The sequence below is a fragment of the Vreelandella halophytica genome, assembly GCF_968193635.1.
On sequence record NZ_OZ309107.1, the window covers coordinates 381557 to 399244 of the forward strand.

At 61.5% G+C, this 17688-nt stretch carries 16 protein-coding genes; 6 read left to right on the forward strand and 10 right to left on the reverse strand.

Annotated elements, in window-relative coordinates; genetic code table 11:
• Window positions 1-31 precede the first annotated feature (31 nt).
• The 5 genes from ACWHXT_RS01880 to ACWHXT_RS01900 are packed head-to-tail and all read right to left on the reverse strand — an operon-like array spanning window position 32 to window position 5346.
• On the reverse strand, window positions 32-1441 hold the full coding sequence (locus ACWHXT_RS01880; protein WP_447957015.1) for an amidase: 1410 nt from the start codon (window positions 1439-1441) through the stop codon (window positions 32-34).
• Window positions 1441-2709: a Zn-dependent hydrolase gene (locus ACWHXT_RS01885; RefSeq protein WP_447957016.1), complete on the reverse strand. Its 1269-nt coding sequence runs from the start codon at window positions 2707-2709 to the stop codon at window positions 1441-1443. The genes ACWHXT_RS01880 and ACWHXT_RS01885 overlap by 1 nt, the downstream gene beginning before the upstream one ends.
• Window positions 2706-3563, reverse strand: a complete 858-nt coding sequence (locus tag ACWHXT_RS01890; RefSeq protein ID WP_447957017.1) for a FadR/GntR family transcriptional regulator — start codon at window positions 3561-3563, stop codon at window positions 2706-2708. Before ACWHXT_RS01890 ends, ACWHXT_RS01885 begins: the two co-directional genes overlap by 4 nt.
• An 11-nt stretch (window positions 3564-3574) precedes the next feature.
• Entirely contained in the window at window positions 3575-5092 is a 1518-nt protein-coding gene (locus ACWHXT_RS01895; protein ID WP_447957018.1) for a sodium:solute symporter family protein, read from the reverse strand.
• Window positions 5092-5346 carry a DUF3311 domain-containing protein gene (locus tag ACWHXT_RS01900; protein ID WP_447957019.1) on the reverse strand — a complete coding sequence of 85 codons (255 nt, stop codon included), beginning with the start codon at window positions 5344-5346 and terminating at the stop codon, window positions 5092-5094. Before ACWHXT_RS01900 ends, ACWHXT_RS01895 begins: the two co-directional genes overlap by 1 nt.
• Window positions 5347-5705: 359 nt before the next feature.
• Between ACWHXT_RS01900 and ACWHXT_RS01905 the strand changes: the two genes are divergently transcribed.
• Entirely contained in the window at window positions 5706-7004 is a 1299-nt protein-coding gene (locus ACWHXT_RS01905; RefSeq protein WP_447958001.1) for an aminotransferase class III-fold pyridoxal phosphate-dependent enzyme, read from the forward strand.
• A gap of 17 nt (window positions 7005-7021) precedes the next feature.
• A complete protein-coding gene (locus ACWHXT_RS01910; RefSeq protein WP_447957020.1) occupies window positions 7022-8518 on the forward strand; it encodes a CoA-acylating methylmalonate-semialdehyde dehydrogenase in 1497 nt (498 codons plus the stop codon).
• Between the two features lie 78 nt (window positions 8519-8596).
• On the opposite strand, the gene ACWHXT_RS01915 is transcribed toward ACWHXT_RS01910, so the two are convergent.
• Together ACWHXT_RS01915 and ACWHXT_RS01920 are read right to left on the reverse strand one after the other, a co-directional pair.
• Window positions 8597-9454 carry a PhzF family phenazine biosynthesis protein gene (locus tag ACWHXT_RS01915; protein WP_447957021.1) on the reverse strand — a complete coding sequence of 286 codons (858 nt, stop codon included), beginning with the start codon at window positions 9452-9454 and terminating at the stop codon, window positions 8597-8599.
• On the reverse strand, window positions 9441-9641 hold the full coding sequence (locus ACWHXT_RS01920) for a DUF1127 domain-containing protein (protein WP_447927846.1): 201 nt from the start codon (window positions 9639-9641) through the stop codon (window positions 9441-9443). The genes ACWHXT_RS01915 and ACWHXT_RS01920 overlap by 14 nt, the downstream gene beginning before the upstream one ends.
• A gap of 163 nt (window positions 9642-9804) precedes the next feature.
• On the opposite strand from ACWHXT_RS01920, the gene ACWHXT_RS01925 reads away from it, so the two are divergent.
• Window positions 9805-11238, forward strand: a complete 1434-nt coding sequence (locus ACWHXT_RS01925) for an aminotransferase-like domain-containing protein (protein ID WP_447957022.1) — start codon at window positions 9805-9807, stop codon at window positions 11236-11238.
• Window positions 11239-11435: 197 nt separating this feature from the next.
• Here ACWHXT_RS01925 and ACWHXT_RS01930 read toward each other — a convergent pair whose 3' ends face one another.
• Window positions 11436-11720 (reverse strand): HigA family addiction module antitoxin, encoded by a 285-nt coding sequence (locus tag ACWHXT_RS01930; protein ID WP_447895020.1) that lies wholly within the window; start codon window positions 11718-11720, stop codon window positions 11436-11438.
• A gap of 121 nt (window positions 11721-11841) precedes the next feature.
• Window positions 11842-12267, reverse strand: coding sequence for a type II toxin-antitoxin system RelE/ParE family toxin (locus tag ACWHXT_RS01935; RefSeq protein WP_447957023.1), 426 nt, complete (start codon window positions 12265-12267; stop codon window positions 11842-11844).
• Window positions 12268-12386: 119 nt separating this feature from the next.
• Here ACWHXT_RS01935 and ACWHXT_RS01940 point away from each other — a divergent pair, with 119 nt between their 5' ends.
• Window positions 12387-12923 carry a DUF1176 domain-containing protein gene (locus ACWHXT_RS01940; RefSeq protein ID WP_447957024.1) on the forward strand — a complete coding sequence of 179 codons (537 nt, stop codon included), beginning with the start codon at window positions 12387-12389 and terminating at the stop codon, window positions 12921-12923.
• Between the two features lie 140 nt (window positions 12924-13063).
• On the opposite strand, the gene ACWHXT_RS01945 is transcribed toward ACWHXT_RS01940, so the two are convergent.
• Window positions 13064-14662, reverse strand: coding sequence for a hypothetical protein (locus ACWHXT_RS01945; protein WP_447957025.1), 1599 nt, complete (start codon window positions 14660-14662; stop codon window positions 13064-13066).
• Window positions 14663-15046: 384 nt separating this feature from the next.
• Here ACWHXT_RS01945 and ACWHXT_RS01950 point away from each other — a divergent pair, with 384 nt between their 5' ends.
• Both ACWHXT_RS01950 and ACWHXT_RS01955 read left to right on the forward strand, forming a co-directional pair.
• Complete coding sequence (locus tag ACWHXT_RS01950; protein ID WP_447957026.1) at window positions 15047-15676, forward strand: hypothetical protein; 630 nt, start codon at window positions 15047-15049, stop codon at window positions 15674-15676.
• 25 nt (window positions 15677-15701) lie between these two features.
• Window positions 15702-17633, forward strand: a complete 1932-nt coding sequence (locus tag ACWHXT_RS01955) for an SPFH domain-containing protein (RefSeq protein ID WP_447957027.1) — start codon at window positions 15702-15704, stop codon at window positions 17631-17633.
• Window positions 17634-17688: the final 55 nt, after the last annotated feature.

Consider the following 17688-nt stretch of genomic DNA (forward strand, 5'->3'; position numbering starts at 1 on the left):
CCGATAAGCATTTCACTGCCGTTGGTTATATTCATGCGGCAGGTGGCGTTAACCTCGGCAATACCCCCTCCAACACCCGCGCCACATGCAGCACCTTCATATCCTGATATTTCCCCGCCACCAGATGAAGCCCTACCGGCAGCCCCTGGTCATCCAGCCCGCAGGGCATCGACGCTGCGGGTTGCTGAGTGAGGTTGAAAGGGTAGCTGAACGGCGTCCAGTCCATCCAATCCTTATAAGGCCCACCGGGCGGCACGTTATGGCCCGCCGTGAACGGTGATATCGGCATGGTGGGGGTCACCAGCAGGTCATATCGCTCGTGAAACGCCGCCATGTGGGCGGTCAGCTCGCTGCGCGCGCGCCGGGCGGCCAGGTACGCAGAAAGCGATACATCCTGCCCACGCCGGGCAATATCCAAAAAGCCCGGGTCCAGGGCCGCTTGCTGTGTTTCGTTGAGCTTTTCCAGCGCCTGGGTGGCGCCTGCGAACCAGAGCGTATTAAACGTTTCCAGCGGGTTGTCGAAGCCCGGGTCGACGCGTTCGACCGTGGCACCCAGCGCTTCAAGGTGCGTGACCGCTTCTTCCACTCGCCTGGCGATGTCCGGCGCCACGTCCACGTAACCCAGGTTCGCGCTAAAGGCGATGCGGTAGCCGCTCAGGTCGGCCGGCGGGGGGGCTCGCCAGTCGGGGCCTTGTGGGTTGCCCGCGTAGCCGTCCCTGCTGTCCGGCTGGGCCATCACGCTTAACATCAGCGCGCTGTCCGCGGCGGTGCGGGTCATGGGCCCCAAGTGCGAAAGCGTGCTCATGGCGCTGGCGGGCCATTGGGGTACCCAGCCAAACGTTGGCTTGATGCCGAAGGTGCCGGTAAAGCTGCACGGAATGCGAATGGAGCCGCCCGCATCGCTACCCTGGTGCAGTAGCCCCAGGTTCAGCGCCGCCGCCGCGCCCGCGCCGCCGGATGAACCACCGGGCGTCAGCCGGGTATTCCAGGGGTTGCGGGTGATGCCATGCAGCGGGTTGTCGGTCACGCCTTTCCAGCCAAATTCCGGCGAGGTGGTCTTGCCGACCACGATGGCGCCTGCCGCGCGAAGATGGCGGCTGATGGGCGCGTCCACCTCCCAGGGGCCATCCGGCGAGGTGGTGGTCGAGCCCATGCGGGTGGGCAGCCCCTTCGTCAGCGTCAAATCCTTGATGGTCACCGGTACGCCGTCCAGCGGCCCGCAGGGCGCGCCCCGCTGCCAGCGCTGGTGCGATGCCCTGGCGAGTTCGCGCGCCTCGCGCTCATTGACCACGCTAAAGGCGTTCACGCGTGGGTTGTCGCGCGCGATGCGGGCCAGGCAGTCTTCGACGAGGGTTTCCGGGCTGAGCGTACCTTCGCGAAACCGCGCCAGCGCTTCGCAGGCGGTGAGCGTCTCGAAGGTTTCCTGGGAAGGGGTGGTCATCACGCGCTCCCTTCATCGATACCCGCTGCGTCCAGCACCGCCCGGAGCAGCACGTTGGCGCCGGCGTGAACGTGTTCGGGCGTGGCGCTTTCGGCCTCGTTGTGGCTGATGCCGTCCTTGCAGGGGATGAAGATCATCGCCGCCGGCGCCACGCGATTGATGAAAATAGCGTCGTGGCCCGCGCCGCTGATGATCTCCTGATGCGACAGCCCCAACGTCTCGGCGCCCTGGCGAACACGCTCGACGCAGGTTTTATCGAAAAACTCCGGCGCGAAGGTCGCTGTCGGCGTGAGCTCGTACTCGAGCCCGTGGCGTTTGCTGATCTCCTCGACGGCCTGGGTTACCTCGCGGCTCATCGCTTCCAGCGCCTCGGGTTCCCAATGGCGCATGTCCAGAGTCATCTTCACCTGACCGGGAATCACGTTGCGCGAGCCCGGGTGAAGCGCCATGTAACCCACCGTACCCCGGCCGTGGGGGGCGTAGGCATGGGCGATACGGTTGAGCGCTTGGGTGACTTCCGCTGCGCCCATCATGGCGTCGCGGCGTAAATCCATGGGCGTGGGGCCGGCGTGGGCTTCTAACCCGGTGAGCGTGAGGTCGAACCACTGCTGGCCGAGGGCGCCGATCACCACGCCAATGGTGGTGTCGGTGTCTTCGAGGATGGGGCCCTGCTCGATGTGGGGTTCGAAGTAGGCCGCGATTTCCTCGGGGGAGACGGCGTCGCTGCCGCGATAGCCGGTCTCATCCAGCGCGTCGCTTGCCGTCATGCCCTCGGCATCGGTGCGCGCCATCATCTCGTCGAAGCCGAGCTCGCCGGTAAACACGCCGGAGCCCATCATGCAGGGGGCAAAGCGGCAGCCCTCTTCGTTGGTCCAGGCGGCGATCTCGACGGGCGCGCGGGTTTTGATGTTGTGCTGGTTCAGGGTGCGAACGACCTCGAGGCTCGCCAGCACGCCAAAGGCGCCGTCATACTTGCCGCCGGTGGGCTGGCTGTCCAGGTGGCTGCCGGCCATGACCGTCTTGGCCTGCGGGTCGCGGCCTTCCCGGCGGGCGAAGATGTTACCGATGCGGTCGATACGCACCGTGCAGCCTTCGGCCTTGCACCACTCGATGAATAAATCGCGCCCCTGACGGTCCAGGTCGGTGAGCGCCTGGCGGTTGACGCCGCCTTTAGGCGTTTCGCCCAGCTTGGCCATCTCCATCATCGAGGCCCAAAGGCGCTCGCTGTCGGTGGTCAGGTCGGTTGGGGTGGTTTGCGTCGCGGTCATTTTGTTCTCCTCGCAGGGTTAAGCGCCGAGGGCGCCGGTCGAGCGTTGTCTGTCAGCAAATCGTGCAGTTTGGAGCGTTGATGTGAATCGAAGTGAAGGCTGCCGGTCAGCATCTGGGCGGCCATCTCGGCTTCCAGGGCGCTCATGTGAAATTCCGCATCCGCCATGTGCTCGGCCATTATCTTGCGCACGCGCGGCGTGTCCTCGGCGCGGTAGGCCTCTACCAATTGACGGTGGTAGTCCTGGTTGGCCCGGTCGAACTGGCCGCGTTCGGGCACGTAAGCCTTCTTGATGACGACCAGGTCGCGCAGCATGTCGTTGAGAAACCGGCACATGAATGCAAGCAATGGGTTGGGGCAGGCGGCCGCCAGCAGCTGATGGAACTCGAGCTCCAGAAACCGCTGATGGCGGTGATCGTCCTCGCTGGCACCACAGCCGCCGCAAGCGGCCATATTGGCTTCGAGCTGGCGGTAATCTTCCTCACTCAGCCGACCGACCACGGAGGCGGCCAGCTCCACTTCCAGAAGTTTGCGCAACTGGTACACCTGCCAGCCGTCGAGCTTTTGAAAGTGCAGAAAATTGCGCAGCATGCGGCTGGCGGGTTCCATGCCCGGCTGATTGATCACCGCACCCCCTTTGGGGCCGGTTTTCAAGGTGATCAGCCCCTCGACCTCGAGAATCTTCAGCGCCTCGCGCACGGTGGCTTTGGCGCTGCCGTAGAGTTCCATCAAGGCTTTTTCGTTGGGCAGCCGGTCGCCTTCACCGAGCGACTCAGCGGCGATCCAGCGCTTGATGTCGTCGCTGATCAGCTCGGCGAGCTTGGGGCGGCGGCCGGGCGTGGCGGGGTGAGCCATCAAGGCGCTCCTTACCGGTTACGCGTAGCGGTGGAAGCGGTATCGGTGGTCAGGCGCTCCGGGTGGTACTCGGCGTCGTACTCTCTACGCGCCTGGGTGAAGCGTTCGACCACCTCGGTGTCGCGGCGCTCTAACGCACGGCTCAGCCCGATAAACAGCAAAACGTTGAGCAAAAGCCCCCAGATGCCGGCGTGAAAACCGAAGGGCGCGCTCAGCGGGCCAAAGGTCATCAGCAGTACGCAGGCCACGCCCGCCCACAGGCCGGCCAGGGCGGCGATGGGGTGGGCTCGCTTCCAGGCGATAGCGCCAACGGTGGGCACGATCAGCTGCGCGGTACCCGCCAGCGCGGCAATGCCGATAGTCACCAGCACGCCGGGCACGGTGAGCGCCATGATGTAAGCGGCCAGCGAGAAGCCGACCAGCGAGTAGCGCCCGATGGTCACGATGCGTATCTGGCTCGCGTCCCGGTTCACGTAGCGCTTGTAGATATCCATGGTGACCACGGTGGACACCGCGTGGATCTGGGAGTTGGCCGTCGACATCGCCGCCGAAGCGCCCGCCGCCATGATCAGCGAGGCAAGCAGATAAGGGGCGTACTCCATCAGCATGATGGGCAGGATCTGGTCGGGGTTTTCCACGCCCGGCTCCAGCAGCACGCCGGAGTAGCCCGACAGCACCGAACCCACGTAGGCAAAGGCTGCCAGGCCCAGCAAAAAGGGCATCAGGTTGAAAAGCTTGCCGTGCTTGACCGAGTACATGCGCAGCCAGATTTGCGGGCCCATGAAGGCGCCGATGGCGGTAATCGCAAACAGCGAGAACCACATGGGGTAGCCCATGTTGCCGTTCGGCCCCGGCAGGGTCAGGTGCGCCGGCGAGGATTGCTGTAGCTGGCTGAATAGCGCGACAGGCCCGCCCAACTGGTTCGAGATGTAGTAGCCCGCGTACATCATGCCGAAAAACAGCAGGGCGCCGTAGATCACATCGGTCCAGGCGATGGCGCGGATACCGCCGATCCAGACGTAAACGATGATGATGAAGTAGAAAAGCAGCGCCGCCAGCCAGAAGGGAATCAAGCCGTTGGAGGCGACTTCGATCAAGTAGGCGCCGCCGGTGAGCTGGATCTGCAGATAGGGGACGGTAAAAAACAGAATGATGGCGGCCACAGTGATGCGCAGCGCCTCGCTGTTATAAAAGTCGCCCATCAGGTCCGAAGGCGTTAAATAGTCGAACCGCTTGCCCAGAAACCAGACCCGTTTACCCACGGCGTAATACATGAAGCCAAACTGGAGATTCCAGGCAAGGGCGGTGAGAAAGACCGGCCCGTTGGTGTAGAAGGTGGCGTTGGAGCCCAGAAACGCGAAGGCGCTCCACCAGGTCGCCGCCACGGTAAAAAATACCGCAATACTGCCCATTGCCCGGCCCTGAACGAAGAAGTCCTCGCTGGTGGCCTGGGATTGGCGGGCCGATAGCACCCCAACGATCAACGGGATGATCATGAAGGCCGCAATGATAAAGAGGCTGCCAGACATTATTTTTCTCCCTGATCAGTGGGGTGGTCCGCTCGACGAGCCGGTGCCGCGCTGCCCCAGTCGGTGAAATACGCCACCAAAAACGTCAGCGTCAGCATCAGCCACCAGAACAGGTTCCAGGCCAGAAAGAAGGGAATGCCGAGCACCGTCGGCTCGATACGATTGGCCACCAGGATGAGGGGGCTTTCCAGCATTACAAAACCAAACGCGATGGCGCCATACAGCCACAGCTTGGCAGGAGGGAAGTGCTTCATGACGAGTTAGCCCTTTGTTGATATCCGCTTTATACGTAGTTGTGAGCGGCAGTCAGCACCGTCGAGAGCCGCAAGGGCGCCGCGATGTGTGACCTGGGTAGGCGTGCTTATCGGTTTTTATATTTATTCGTATAAATACAATAATTAGGGCTGTTCACAAAAAACGTCAAGGAGTGCGTGCCTGTCACGGCCACGTATTACGTATAAATTTACTAACGTGAGCTAAAGAGAAATCTTGTTTGATAAACGTATTTCGTAACGCATGCTGACTTCATATCCCTATCGCTATGGAGTTTGCCACCGTGACGGATCTCTCCACGACCTCGCACGCTGGGGCCCAGCAAGGCGCCAACGAAACGATGAACCAGCACTACTGGATGCCCTACACCGGCAACCGCGATTTTCGCGCTCACCCCCGGGTGATTACCGGCGCCGAGGGGCGCTACTACATCGACGACCAGGGCCGTAAGCTTTTCGATTCGCTCTCCGGGCTCTGGACGTGTGGCGCGGGGCACAACCGGGAGGAGATCCAAAAAGCCGTCTCGAAGCAGCTCGGTTCGCTGGATTTCGCCCCGGGTTTTCAAATCGGCCACCCCCTGGCGTTCGAGCTGGCGGAGAAGATCGCAAGTCTTACGCCTAAAGGGCTCGACCACGTCTTTTTCACCAACTCCGGCTCTGATGCGGCAGACACCTCGCTCAAGATGGCCCGGGCCTACTGGCGCTTGAAAGGCAAGCCCGAAAAGACGCGGCTGGTCGGCCGCGCCAAGGGGTATCACGGTGTGAACGTGGGCGGCACGAGCATGGGCGGCATTGGTGGCAACCGTAAGCACTACGGCCAGCTGCTGGACGTCACGCACTTGCCGCACACCCTCCAGACTGGCCACGCCTTCACCAAGGGCCAGGCCGAGACCGGCGCGGAGCTTGCCGATGCGCTGCTCGACCAGATCGCCCTGCACGACGCCTCGAACATCGCCGCGGTGATCGTCGAGCCGATGTCCGGCTCCGCCGGCGTCATCGTGCCGCCGAAAGGTTACCTGGACCGGCTGCGCCAGATCTGTACCGAGCACGATATCCTGTTGATTTTCGACGAAGTGATTACCGCCTTCGGGCGCAGTGGCGCGCGTACCGGCGCCGAGGCCTTTGGCGTGACGCCGGACATCATGAACGTGGCCAAGCAGGTCACCAACGGCGCGGTGCCCATGGGCGCGGTGATCGCCAACAGTGAGATCTTCGATACCTTCATGCACGGCGGCGGGCCGGACCACGCCATCGAGTTCGTCCACGGCTACACCTACAGCGCCCACCCGGTAGCCTGCGCGGCGGGGCTGGCCTCGCTCGAACTGTTCGAGCGCGAAGACTTCCCCGGCCAGGTACGCGGTATCGCCCCGGCGTTCGAGGCGAAGCTGCACGCGCTAAAAGGCCGCGCGAACGTGGTGGATATCCGCAATTTTGGCTTGGCCGGGGCGATTCAGCTTGCCCCGCGCGACGGCGACCCGACCATTCGCCCCCGGGATGCCCATATGGCACTCTGGGAAGCCGGCTTTTACGTACGCTTCGGTGGCGATACGCTGCAGTTCGGCCCTCCGTTTGGTACCACGGAAGCCGAGCTCGAGCGGCTGTTCGATGCGGTGGCAAGTACCCTGGATTCGTTGGCATAACCGATTGGAGTAAAGCGATGAGCGTTGTTTCTCATTTCATCAACGGCGAGCGCGTCGAAAGCCCGCGCACGCTGGACGTCACCAACCCCTCGACCGGCGAAGTAATCCGCCAGGTGTGCGATGCAAGTGCCGAGGATGTCGAGCGTGCAATCGAAGCCGCCCAGGCCGCGTTCCCGGCCTGGCGCGATACGCCCCCGGCCAAGCGCGCCCAGGTGATGTACCGCTTTAAGCAGCTTTTGGAAGACAACCAAGAGCGCCTGGTGCAGCTCGTTAGTGAAGAGCACGGCAAGACGCCGGAAGACGCCCTGGGCGAGCTCAAGCGCGGCATCGAGAACGTCGAGTACGCCTGCGGCGTGCCGGAGCTTTTGAAAGGCGAGTACTCCCACAACGTGGGCCCAGGCATCGATGCGTGGTCGAACTTTCAGCCGCTGGGCGTGGTGGCCGGCATCACGCCGTTCAACTTCCCCGCCATGGTGCCGCTCTGGATGTATCCCATGGCGATCGCCTGCGGTAACTGCTTCATATTGAAGCCCTCGGAGAAGGATCCATCCTCCACCATGGCCGTGGCCGAGCTCTTGAAAGAAGCGGGCCTGCCGGATGGCGTGATGAACGTGGTCCACGGCAGCCGCGAGGCGGTGGAAACGCTGCTGGACGCCAAGGCGGTGAAGGCGGTCTCGTTCGTGGGCTCCACCCCGGTGGCCGAGGCGATCTACACCCGCGGCACCGCCAACGGCAAGCGGGTTCAGGCCCTGGGCGGGGCGAAGAACCACGCCGTGGTGCTGCCGGATGCGGATCTCGATAACGCCGCCAACACGCTGATGGGCGCTGCGTTCGGTAGCTGCGGCGAGCGCTGCATGGCGATTTCGGTCGCGGTATGCGTGGGCGATGAAACCGCCGACCGGCTGGTGGACGCCATGCTGCCCAAGATCGCCGATCTCAAGGTCGGCCCGGGTACCGACAAGGGCCTGGACATGGGCCCGCTGGTCACCGCCGAACACCGCGACAAGGTGCTGAGCTTTATCGAAGAGGGCGTGAATGCCGGGGCAAAACTGGTGGCCGACGGCCGCAAGCTGACCGTGAAAGGCCACGAAAACGGCTACTTCGTCGGCGGCTGCCTGTTCGACAACGTCACCGCGGATATGCGCATCTACCAGGAAGAGATCTTCGGCCCGGTGCTCTGCGTAGTGCGCGTGGGCAGCCTGGATGAAGCCATGCAGCTGATCAACGACCACGAGTACGGCAACGGCACGTGCCTGTTCACCCGCGACGGCGAGGCGGCGCGCCGCTTCACCGACGGTATCGAAGTGGGCATGGTCGGCGTCAACGTACCGCTGCCGGTGCCGGTGGCCTACCACAGCTTCGGCGGCTGGAAGCGCTCGCTGTTTGGCGACCTACACGCGTATGGCCCGGACGCGGTGCGCTTTTACACCCGGCGCAAGGCGGTGTCTCAGCGTTGGCCGTCGGTCAGTGAAGCGACCCGGGCGGAGTTCTCGTTTCCCGCCAATCAGAACTGATGAGAAGCGCCAGGCGTTAGCGCCTGGCGCAGCGGCATTGAGAGCCCCATCCGGATAACCGGGTGGGGCTTGTTCATGTTAATCCGGTAAGTAGAGCGTGCCTTTGCCCACGAGTACCGCCTGGCCGCTCACGTCCACCAAATCGCCGTTCATTTCAGTCTCGATCACGCTAGGCCGGCCCATCTCAACGCCCTGGTGGATCGTCCAGCGGCGCGTATCCCCTTGGGTAGCCAAATAGCCGCTAAGCGCCGCCGCCGCGCTGCCGGTGGCCGGGTCCTCGCAAAGACTATCGTGCATCGAGAACATGCGGCTGCGAATGGCGCCCGCGTTATTGGTGTCGGTTTCCCGCACGTAAAGATAGACCTGCTCGGCGCCGCTCGGGGCAATCGTGGCGTTCCACTCGGCGGCGGACACCTGCACGGCGCCCAGGGCCTTGGCATCACTCAGCTCGACAAGATGAAACGCCAGCCCGCAGGAGGCGACGACCGGCTCGCCCAGTACCTGGCCAGGTTCAAGCCCTAAAAGAGCCACGGCGCCTTCGCGGCTGAGCGGGCTCGGGTCAATGCTGGCCGCGCGGGCGGTCGTAAACGTGGCTTTTGTATCCGAGAAGCGCACGGCCAACTCGCCTACCGGCGGCGCCAATACCAGCGTTTGCTCGCGCTCGACCAGGCCAAGTTCGGCAAGCAGCTGAGCGGTGCCCACGGTGGGGTGGCCGGCGAAATCCAGCTCCTCGATTGGGGTGAAGATGCGCATCGGGTAGTGCCCGGGTGCTTTGGCCGTACCCAGAAACACCGTTTCCGCCAGGTTCAGTTCGTGGGCGATCGCCTGCATGGTGGGGGTATCGAGCGCGTCGCTTTTCAGAAACACCGCCAGCGGGTTGCCGGTAAAGGGTCGATCGGTAAATACATCGAGCAGGTAGTAATCAGCGCGTGTCATACGGGCCTCCTTGGGGTAGTGAGCTGCGCCAACACGGGCGCTTGGCTTCGCGATTGACCTGGGCGCGGCTCATGCCGATATCGCGCAGCAGGCGGTCGTCTAGGGTCAACAGCTGGCGGCGGCTGCGGCGGCGTTCGAGGTACTTGCGTAGGGTAGCGCGAAGCTGGTTCAGGCTGAAACGGGGCATGGCGAGTCTCCTTGGGAGGGCTTTTCCAAGGTAACCGGCGCGTGAATGAGGATACAGATATAGGATTTATTGATTTTAAGATACAGAGGGTCGATATTAGCGCTCTGTAGGGTAAAAATCCTTCAATCTGTATGGTCGTTGGAGCCTTCATCGGGAGACTGGTATGACGCGTTACGAGCAAGTGGCGGGTATTCTGCGCGAGCGCATCGAGCACGATATTTACCCCGTGGGCGAGCGGCTACCCTCGATTCGCGCCGTATGCCAGGAGCTGGATGTCAGTATTTCCACCGCCCAGGAGGCGTACCGCCAACTGATGGATTCGGCGGTGATCGGATCCAGGCCGCGGTCGGGCTACTTCGTGTTGGCCCGCCGGGCGCCGGCGGCGTTGCCTTCGGTGTCGCGCCCGGCCCAGCGCCCGCTGGACGTTTCCCAGTGGGACCAGGTGCTCGAGATGGTCGCCACCCAGCGTGACGACCAGCGCCTGCTGCTGGGGCGCGGCATCCCCAATTTAGAGTACGAAACGCTCAACCCGCTTTCCAAAATCCTCTCGGGACTGCACCGCCGCACCGACCTTCACGGCTTCAACTACGACAAGCTGATTGGAAGCCCCGAGCTTCGCCAGCAGGTGGCGCGCCTGGCGGTCGCCTCGGGCTGTTTGCTACACCCGGATGACATCATGGTCACCACCGGCTGCCAGGAGGCGCTGTCCATCGCGCTGCGCACCCTGACCCAGCCCGGCGACGTGGTCGCGGTCGATTCCCCCAGCTTCTACGGCACCATGCAGATTCTCAAGGCCAGCGGCCTGAAGGCGCTCGAGATTCCCACCGACCCGCAAACCGGCATCAGCCTGGAGGCGCTGGAGCTGGCCCTGGAGCAGTGGCCGATCCGCGCCATTCAGGTCACGCCCACCTTTAATAACCCGCTGGGCTACACCATGCCCGCCGCGCGTAAGCGAGCGCTGTTTCAGCTCGCCCAGCGTTTTGACGTGGCGATCATCGAAGACGACATCTACGGCGACCTGTCATTCAGCCAGCCCCGGCCGCCCACCATAAAATCCTTCGATGACGATGGCCGGGTGCTACTGTGCAGCGGCTTTTCCAAAACCGTGGGGCCGGGGCTTCGAGTAGGGTGGATGGCACCGGGGCGCTACCGCGACCAGGCGCTGCACATGAAATACGTCTCCACCGGCGCCTCGGCCACGCTCCCCCAGTTGGCCGTGGCAGAGTTCGTCGCCAAGGGTTATTTCGATCGCCACCTGCGCTTTGTCGTTCGCCAATACCAGCGCCAGCGCGATGTGATGATCCACTGGGTGCAGCGCTATTTCCCCGACGGCACGGCGATCAGCTACCCCCAGGGCGGCTTTCTACTCTGGGTGGAGCTGCCCGCCGCGGTGGACTGCGTACGCCTGAACGAACGCCTGGCGCCCCACGCGCTTCATATATCGCCGGGGTCGCTCTTCTCCGCCTCGGGCAAGTTTCGCCAGTGCCTGCGGCTGAACTACGCGTTCACGCTCACGCCGGCGATGGAAAGCGCGGTGCGTACGGTGGGTGAATTGGCGGGGGAGATGGTGGAAGAGTCGCAGGCGTCGCTTGCGTAACAAGCCCTTGGTCGCACCGCGCGTTATAATGTCGAGGTTCAAGCATTCCGCGTAGGCGTGGGGGTGAGTCGTTTATCAAGACGCATATAGTCTCTGCGGTTTAATCAGATCATCGTTTTGATTTACACAGCTTCCTTTATACCCAAAAAGCCCGGCGTCGCAGTACACCGGGCTTTTTGGCTGGGTATTAGACCCAGTCAAGCAGTAGCAAAATTATCTATGTGATTCTGCTCTTTACGCTCAGCCTGCCACAACTCGTAACTCGACTGCATTGCTAGCCAATGCCGGGCATTACCGATGCCACCATGTTCGAGCCTAACGGCAAAATCAGGGGAGATGCTGGCGCGTTCATTCAATACGCGTGATACAGCCGCGCGTGACATGCCCAGCTTTTCGGAAAATTCGGTGACCGTCAGTCCCAGCGCCGGAACGATCCGACGGCGCAATAAACTACCTGGATGGGGCGGGTTCATCATCGTCATTTTTTTGAGTCTCTCTACTCTATTTAAAGGTGGTGCCATCCAGGCTACCGGCATCGCCGGCAATAACCTGTTCGGTGCACCTTGATAACCGTACCGAGCCAGTTATCAAGATGCGCCGCCACTAGTGGTAATCCAAATAATCGACAAGGGTTGCCTGGTCGCCTTCAAACGTAAATATGACCACCCAATTACCGTTTACATGCACCGAGAAAAAATCCTTTCTCTTGCCTTTCAAAGGGTGAAAATCCAACCCGGGCAAATCCATATCCTTGGGTTTTACGGCATCGTCCAGTGCTGAAAGTATTTCTCTCAAATCGATGACATGATCTTGCTGGACTCCCTGTGTTTCACCATGCGTATAGAGCCGTTTCAAACCCTTGTGCTTAATCTTTTTAATCATCGCATTGCTAACCCCTCCCATGTTGTGAATGTCGATAGCACTGTAGCGCGTAACGTTACACGCTGCAATTTGTACGTTGATTTCTTCATTGGTTTTTACATGCCGTTCCGTTCCCCGCAGGCGCGGGGGCGAATCGCTCTGAAACAATCAGCTAAACCTGGATAGCCACGTGACAGACGGCCAAACAATGCGTTATGAAGTAGCCAGCACGCTTGAGCGCTTGTCGAAAAACGTTATTCAAGGCAAACCACAAACAGGAGGTGGATATGATGTTACGCACACTAAGCTGGTTGACCGCCGCGACGCTGACGGTTTCCGCCGGCTTTGCCGCCGCGCAGATGAATGAGACCTCTTCGGCGCCCCAAGAGTTGCCGGAAGAGGTAGCCGCAATGGTGGGGGAGGCCTGTGGGCCGATCGACCCCGCCCGGGGAATTGCGCCGCAGCATCACGAAATCGAGGATGATCTGGTCAGTGGCGATCTGTGGCTGGTGCCGTGCAACGCCGGTGCCTATCAGACCTCTTATGAGGCGATCTATCAGGCCGAGGACGCCGATCCGCGCAAGCTACTCTTTGCCCAGTGGCGTAACGGCAGTTGGACCGGCACCGATCAACTTTTCGACCCAACGTTCGATGCCGATACCGCGGTGCTGAGTGATCAGTACAAGGACCGCGGCGCTGGCGGCTGTGGCGGTGCACGCACCTGGCAGTGGCAGGGCGCCGATTTTCACCTCACCGAATACCGCGCCGCCGAAGCCTGCGACGAACCCGTCGAGGAGTACCCGGTTATCTTCGAAGCCGAGTAGCGGCTTATCCGGCGCCTGCCATCCCGGGCAGGCGCCGGGCCTTCTCATCTAAACACCCGTCTCGGTCGAAGGCGGGTTTTTTTATGCCCGTGCGGCAGCCGTTCTCCAGGTTCGCCATTCACGCATTAACCCGGTGAAAGCTACAAACTCAACGCGACGAGGGCAGTAATCACCATCACGACCAGGCAGGCCCCCAATATCCCTTTCACCAGGGGGCTGGTGGCCGCGCTATCGTTTCGCTCGACCTCGTCCAGGAAGACGTTGACGCGCATGCTGGAAAAAAACGACGCCTTGAGATTTTGATCGCTGATCCGTATGCCTTCGTACCACGGTTCGGGGAAATCGATGAGCGCGGGGGGGAGCACCAGAATGTCGTCAATACTGGAGAGCGGCATGCTTTGGGAGGCCATATCGATCAGTTCGCTGCGGCGGGGGATCGAGGTGGGTACCTTCGATTCCTGTATATCGGCATTCTTCAGCGGCTTGCACACGTAGTGGCCACCCTCCTGGCCGAGTAGCAGTACGGGCACCTGTTCATCCGCACATTGAAAGCGCGCCAAGCAGGGAAAACGGTGGTCGGTGTAGTCCGGCTGAAAAGGCTCGAACTGGTTGATTACGTGGCCAGGTAGTAGCCCTTCCAGGCAGTTGCCGAACAGCGCCACGTCGAAACTTCGCCCTCGGTGGAGAAATATCCAGGCGAGATGATCCACGATACGCTCGCGTAGCGCTTTGCTGGCGCGGTGGATGCCGGTGGTGTCGGGTAGCTCTGTGTTGGCCTGACATAGCGACGCCGGCACCCACAGTGGTGTGAAGAGCGCCTTGATGTTCAAGGGTGTGGTAAAGCTGATCGTGACCTTCCAGATCGCCGAGGTATTGGCAGATTCTTTCTCCTGCGCGTCAGCGTCTGCAACGTTCAGGGTGATGTCCAGGGCTGAGGGTACGATGTCCCGCCCCATCATGGCCCGCAGCTGGTTGAAAGAGGTCAGCGCTTGTCCTTCGGCCAGGCTGTTGTGGTAGGGCTGCTCGCCTTCGAGAGGCTTTGCTGGCTCCAGGTTCAGGCCTCTTAGCAGCGGCCATCGTGTACGCTCGAAAAAGGCCTTAGCGCCGGGCGAAAGGGTGCTCAACGCAACCGCGCCTTCGGGCAGGTCGGGAAAGAGCGGGTTGGCCCAATCCAGCTCATCGTCAAATACGTAGATCGACGCTTTTAGGCTCGTGTCCTGGCTTTCGAAGGGCTCGGGGCTTGCGTCGTACCAGTACTGAACGGCGCCGTGCGGCACGGTTTGGGCATCGTGCGCTGGTGCGAAAAAGAAAATGTCCGCTTGGTAGAGGGTCTCTTTACTTTCCGGCAACGCCACCACGGCGGTCAACCCCAGTGTTAGCAGGGTCGGGCGGTCGAGATACTGGCCGTTTTCGTCGTCGAGAATGTGTAGGCCCACAGCATAGAGGTACGCATTGCGCGCCAACTCATTGAGTGGCAGTGGCTTGACGACCACTTCGCTGCCTTCTGCAAGCTTGGCTCCAGCCAGCAGGGTGTGCAAGGTGTCCGGGCTGGTGGAGGCGACGTAGCGTGACGCCGAGTCCATCTGAACGACGGCCGGCTCTTCCTCACCTGCTGCATTGCGCACAAAGGCCGAATAGAGTTCGCAGTCGGCCCATTGCAGCAATGTGCGCTGATCCGCCGATAGCCGGTCTTGCTGAAACTCGGCCAAAGAGAAGCCGTTAGAAAGCGTGTCATCCATGGTATTCATCCCTGAGTTGGATAGCCGTTTGCCGAGTTGCGTCAGAGTACTGCGGCGCGCCGTGTAAGCGCTTGGGGCCTTAATGTATGACGTGGCGTTTATTAAGGCAAAGCTAATAAGGTCATCGAGGACGTACGCTTCCATTCAATTTTTTAATAACTACAGTCGAATTAACTCGAAATGTAAGAGATTGCCTACACGCTATGTAAGTGATCGCTTAAAAACTCCTTATATCTTGCTTTTAAGCATCGCTCCTGTAGTTTTTGCTAATCCTGAGGGCAGGAAAATAGCGCGCGGTGCGCCTGCTCTCGCTGACTCTCACTATCGCGCAGGGCGTTCGCTGCGAGCGCCATCCTGACCCGGCTTTCAAGGAATAGAAGGCGCATGCCTTTATTTATCTCGATCATTTCGACCTTCCCGACGGTGATTTTCACCATTCTGCTCAGCGTGGCCGTCATCTACTGGCTGATCTCGCTGTCTGGCATGACCGGTGACGACCTGGGCGATATGGACGGCGCCGATGGCTCCGTGGACGCCGGCGGCCTGCTGGCGACGTTAGGCCTCAAGGGCGTGCCACTCCCGCTGGCCGTTACCCTGGTCGTGCTGTTTGGCTGGCTGTTTAGCTATTTCGCCGAGCTCTTGGTGGGGGAGTACGTCGCTGCCGGGCTTTTATACGGGCTCTTTAGCCTGGTCGTGCTGGTCCTCGGGTTCTTCGTGGGTATCTTCATTACCTCCTGGCTGATCAAGCCACTGCGCCCGCTCTTCAAGCCCGCGCTGCATCTGCCTACCGAGCAGCGCCTGGCAGGCACGCTTTGTACGATCCGCTCCGGCAGCGTCGACAGAGCCCGTGGGCGCGCCGACGCCTATATCGACGGCGACCATCTCATCCTTCAGGTGCGCAGCGACAAACCGCTGGTACGGGGGGATCGTGCGATTTTGATTAACTACCTGGCCGATGAGGACGCCTACCGGGTCATCCCGGAAGACGATTTCAACGCCGGCTCGAACGACTGACCACCCCGTTAACAGGAGAGAAGAAATGGACTTACCGTGGCTCATGCCAACGCTTTTTGTCATTGGCATCATTGTGGTTCTTTTGTTGGCGATTTTATCGCTCATCAAAACGTTCTATCGCAAGATCGACCAGGGCCAGGCGCTGATCGTCAACGATCTGGCAACCACGCCGAAGGTCTATTTCACGGGGGCGATGGTGCTGCCGGTGATTCACCGCGCCGAAACCATGCAAATCTCGGTCATTACCCTCGAGCTCAACCGGACGGGCAAAGAGGGCTTGATTTGCCGGGATAACCTGCGCGCCGACATCAGCGTGGCCTTCTACCTGCGCGTTAACGCGACCGCCGAAGACGTGCTGCGGGTGGCCAAGTCCGTGGGTGTTAACCGCGCCTCGGACCGCGACGCCGTCAACGAGCTTTTTAACGCCAAGTTCAGCGAGGCACTGAAGACCGTCGGTAAGAAGATGGAATTCATGCAGCTGTTCGACGAGCGCCAGCAGTTCCGCGACGCCATCGTCGAAACCATCGGTCAGGATCTCAACGGCTACGTGCTCGAAGACGTGGCGATCGACTACCTGGAGCAGACGCCCAAGAGCTCGCTCGACCCGAACAACATTCTTGATTCCGAAGGTATCAAGTGCATCACCGAGATCACCGCGAAGCATAATGTCGAGACCAACCGGCTCGAGCGCGATCAAGACCTCGAGGTGCAGCGCAAGAACGTCTCGGCGCGGGAAGCGGCGCTCGAATTAGAGCGTACCCAGGCCGACGCCGAGGCGCGCCAGCGCCGCGAGATCGAAAGCCTACGCTCGCGCGAAGAGTCCGAAGCCGAGCAGGTCAGCCAGCAGGAGCGCTCCAAGAGCGAAGCCGCTCGCATCAAGACCGATGAAGAGCTGGCGATTGCCGACGAGAACATGCAGCGCCAGATCGAGATGGCGACCAAGGCCCGCGAGCGCGCCGTCCAGATCGAAGAAGTGCGTATTCGCCAGGCCAAGGAGCTCGAGGACGTCAACCGCGAGCGGGCAGTCGAGATCGAACGGATCGGCATGGAGAAAGCGCTGGAAGAAGAGCGCAAGGACATTGCCGAGATTACCAGCCAGCGCATCGCCGTCGAGCGCAGCGTGGCCGAAGAAGAAGAGAACATCAACGATGTTCGCAACCGCTCCGAAGCCGAGCGTAAGAAAGTCACTCGCCTGACCGCCGCCCAGGCCGAGGCCGAAGAGAGCAAGCTCAAGGAAGTGCGCGCCGCCGAAGCGGTCTTCGAGCGCTCCAAGCTCGAAGCCGAAGAAACCATCATCCGCGCTCAGGCCGAGCTGGATTCCGCCGAGAAGCGCGCCGCCGCCGAAGAGAAGCAGGCGCGTGGCCACCAGGCACTGGCCGCGGCGGATGGTCTGGCCGAAGCCCAGGTGCTGGAAGCGCGGGCCCACGCCCAGCGCAGCGAGGGCTTGGCCCAGGCGGAAGTCAAAACCGCTAATGCCAAGGCCGACGAAGATGCCGGCATGGCCGAGGTGCGCGTGCTCGAACAGCGCCTGGAAGCCGAAGCCATGGGCGAAGAGAAGCTGGGTACCGCCAAGGCCCAGGCCCGCGAGGCGATGGCCAAGGCCGAGGCCAACGGCCTGGTCGAGAAGCTGCGCGCCTACGACAACATGTCCGAAGAAGCGCGCAACTTCGAAGAGTTCCGCATGAACCTGGAGGTTCACGAGAAGGAAGTGATGGCCCAGATCGAGGCGCATCGTGTCGGTATGCTGGAAAACGGCAAGGTCATGGCCGCTGCCCTGCAAAACGCCAAGTTCGAGCTGATCGGCGGCGACGGCGACATCTTCGAGAAGTTCGCCACCGGTATCGGTTACGGCAAGTCCATTCAGGGCGTGCTCGACAAATCGCCGGCGCTGCAGGCCACCCTTGCAGGCCTGGCCGACCGCGCCCTGGGCGCGAAAAAGTCGTCCGAAACGGTTTAACCGCCGCCTTGTAGCGCCTTTGAAAGACCGCAGGTGTTCGCCACGTGCGGTCTTT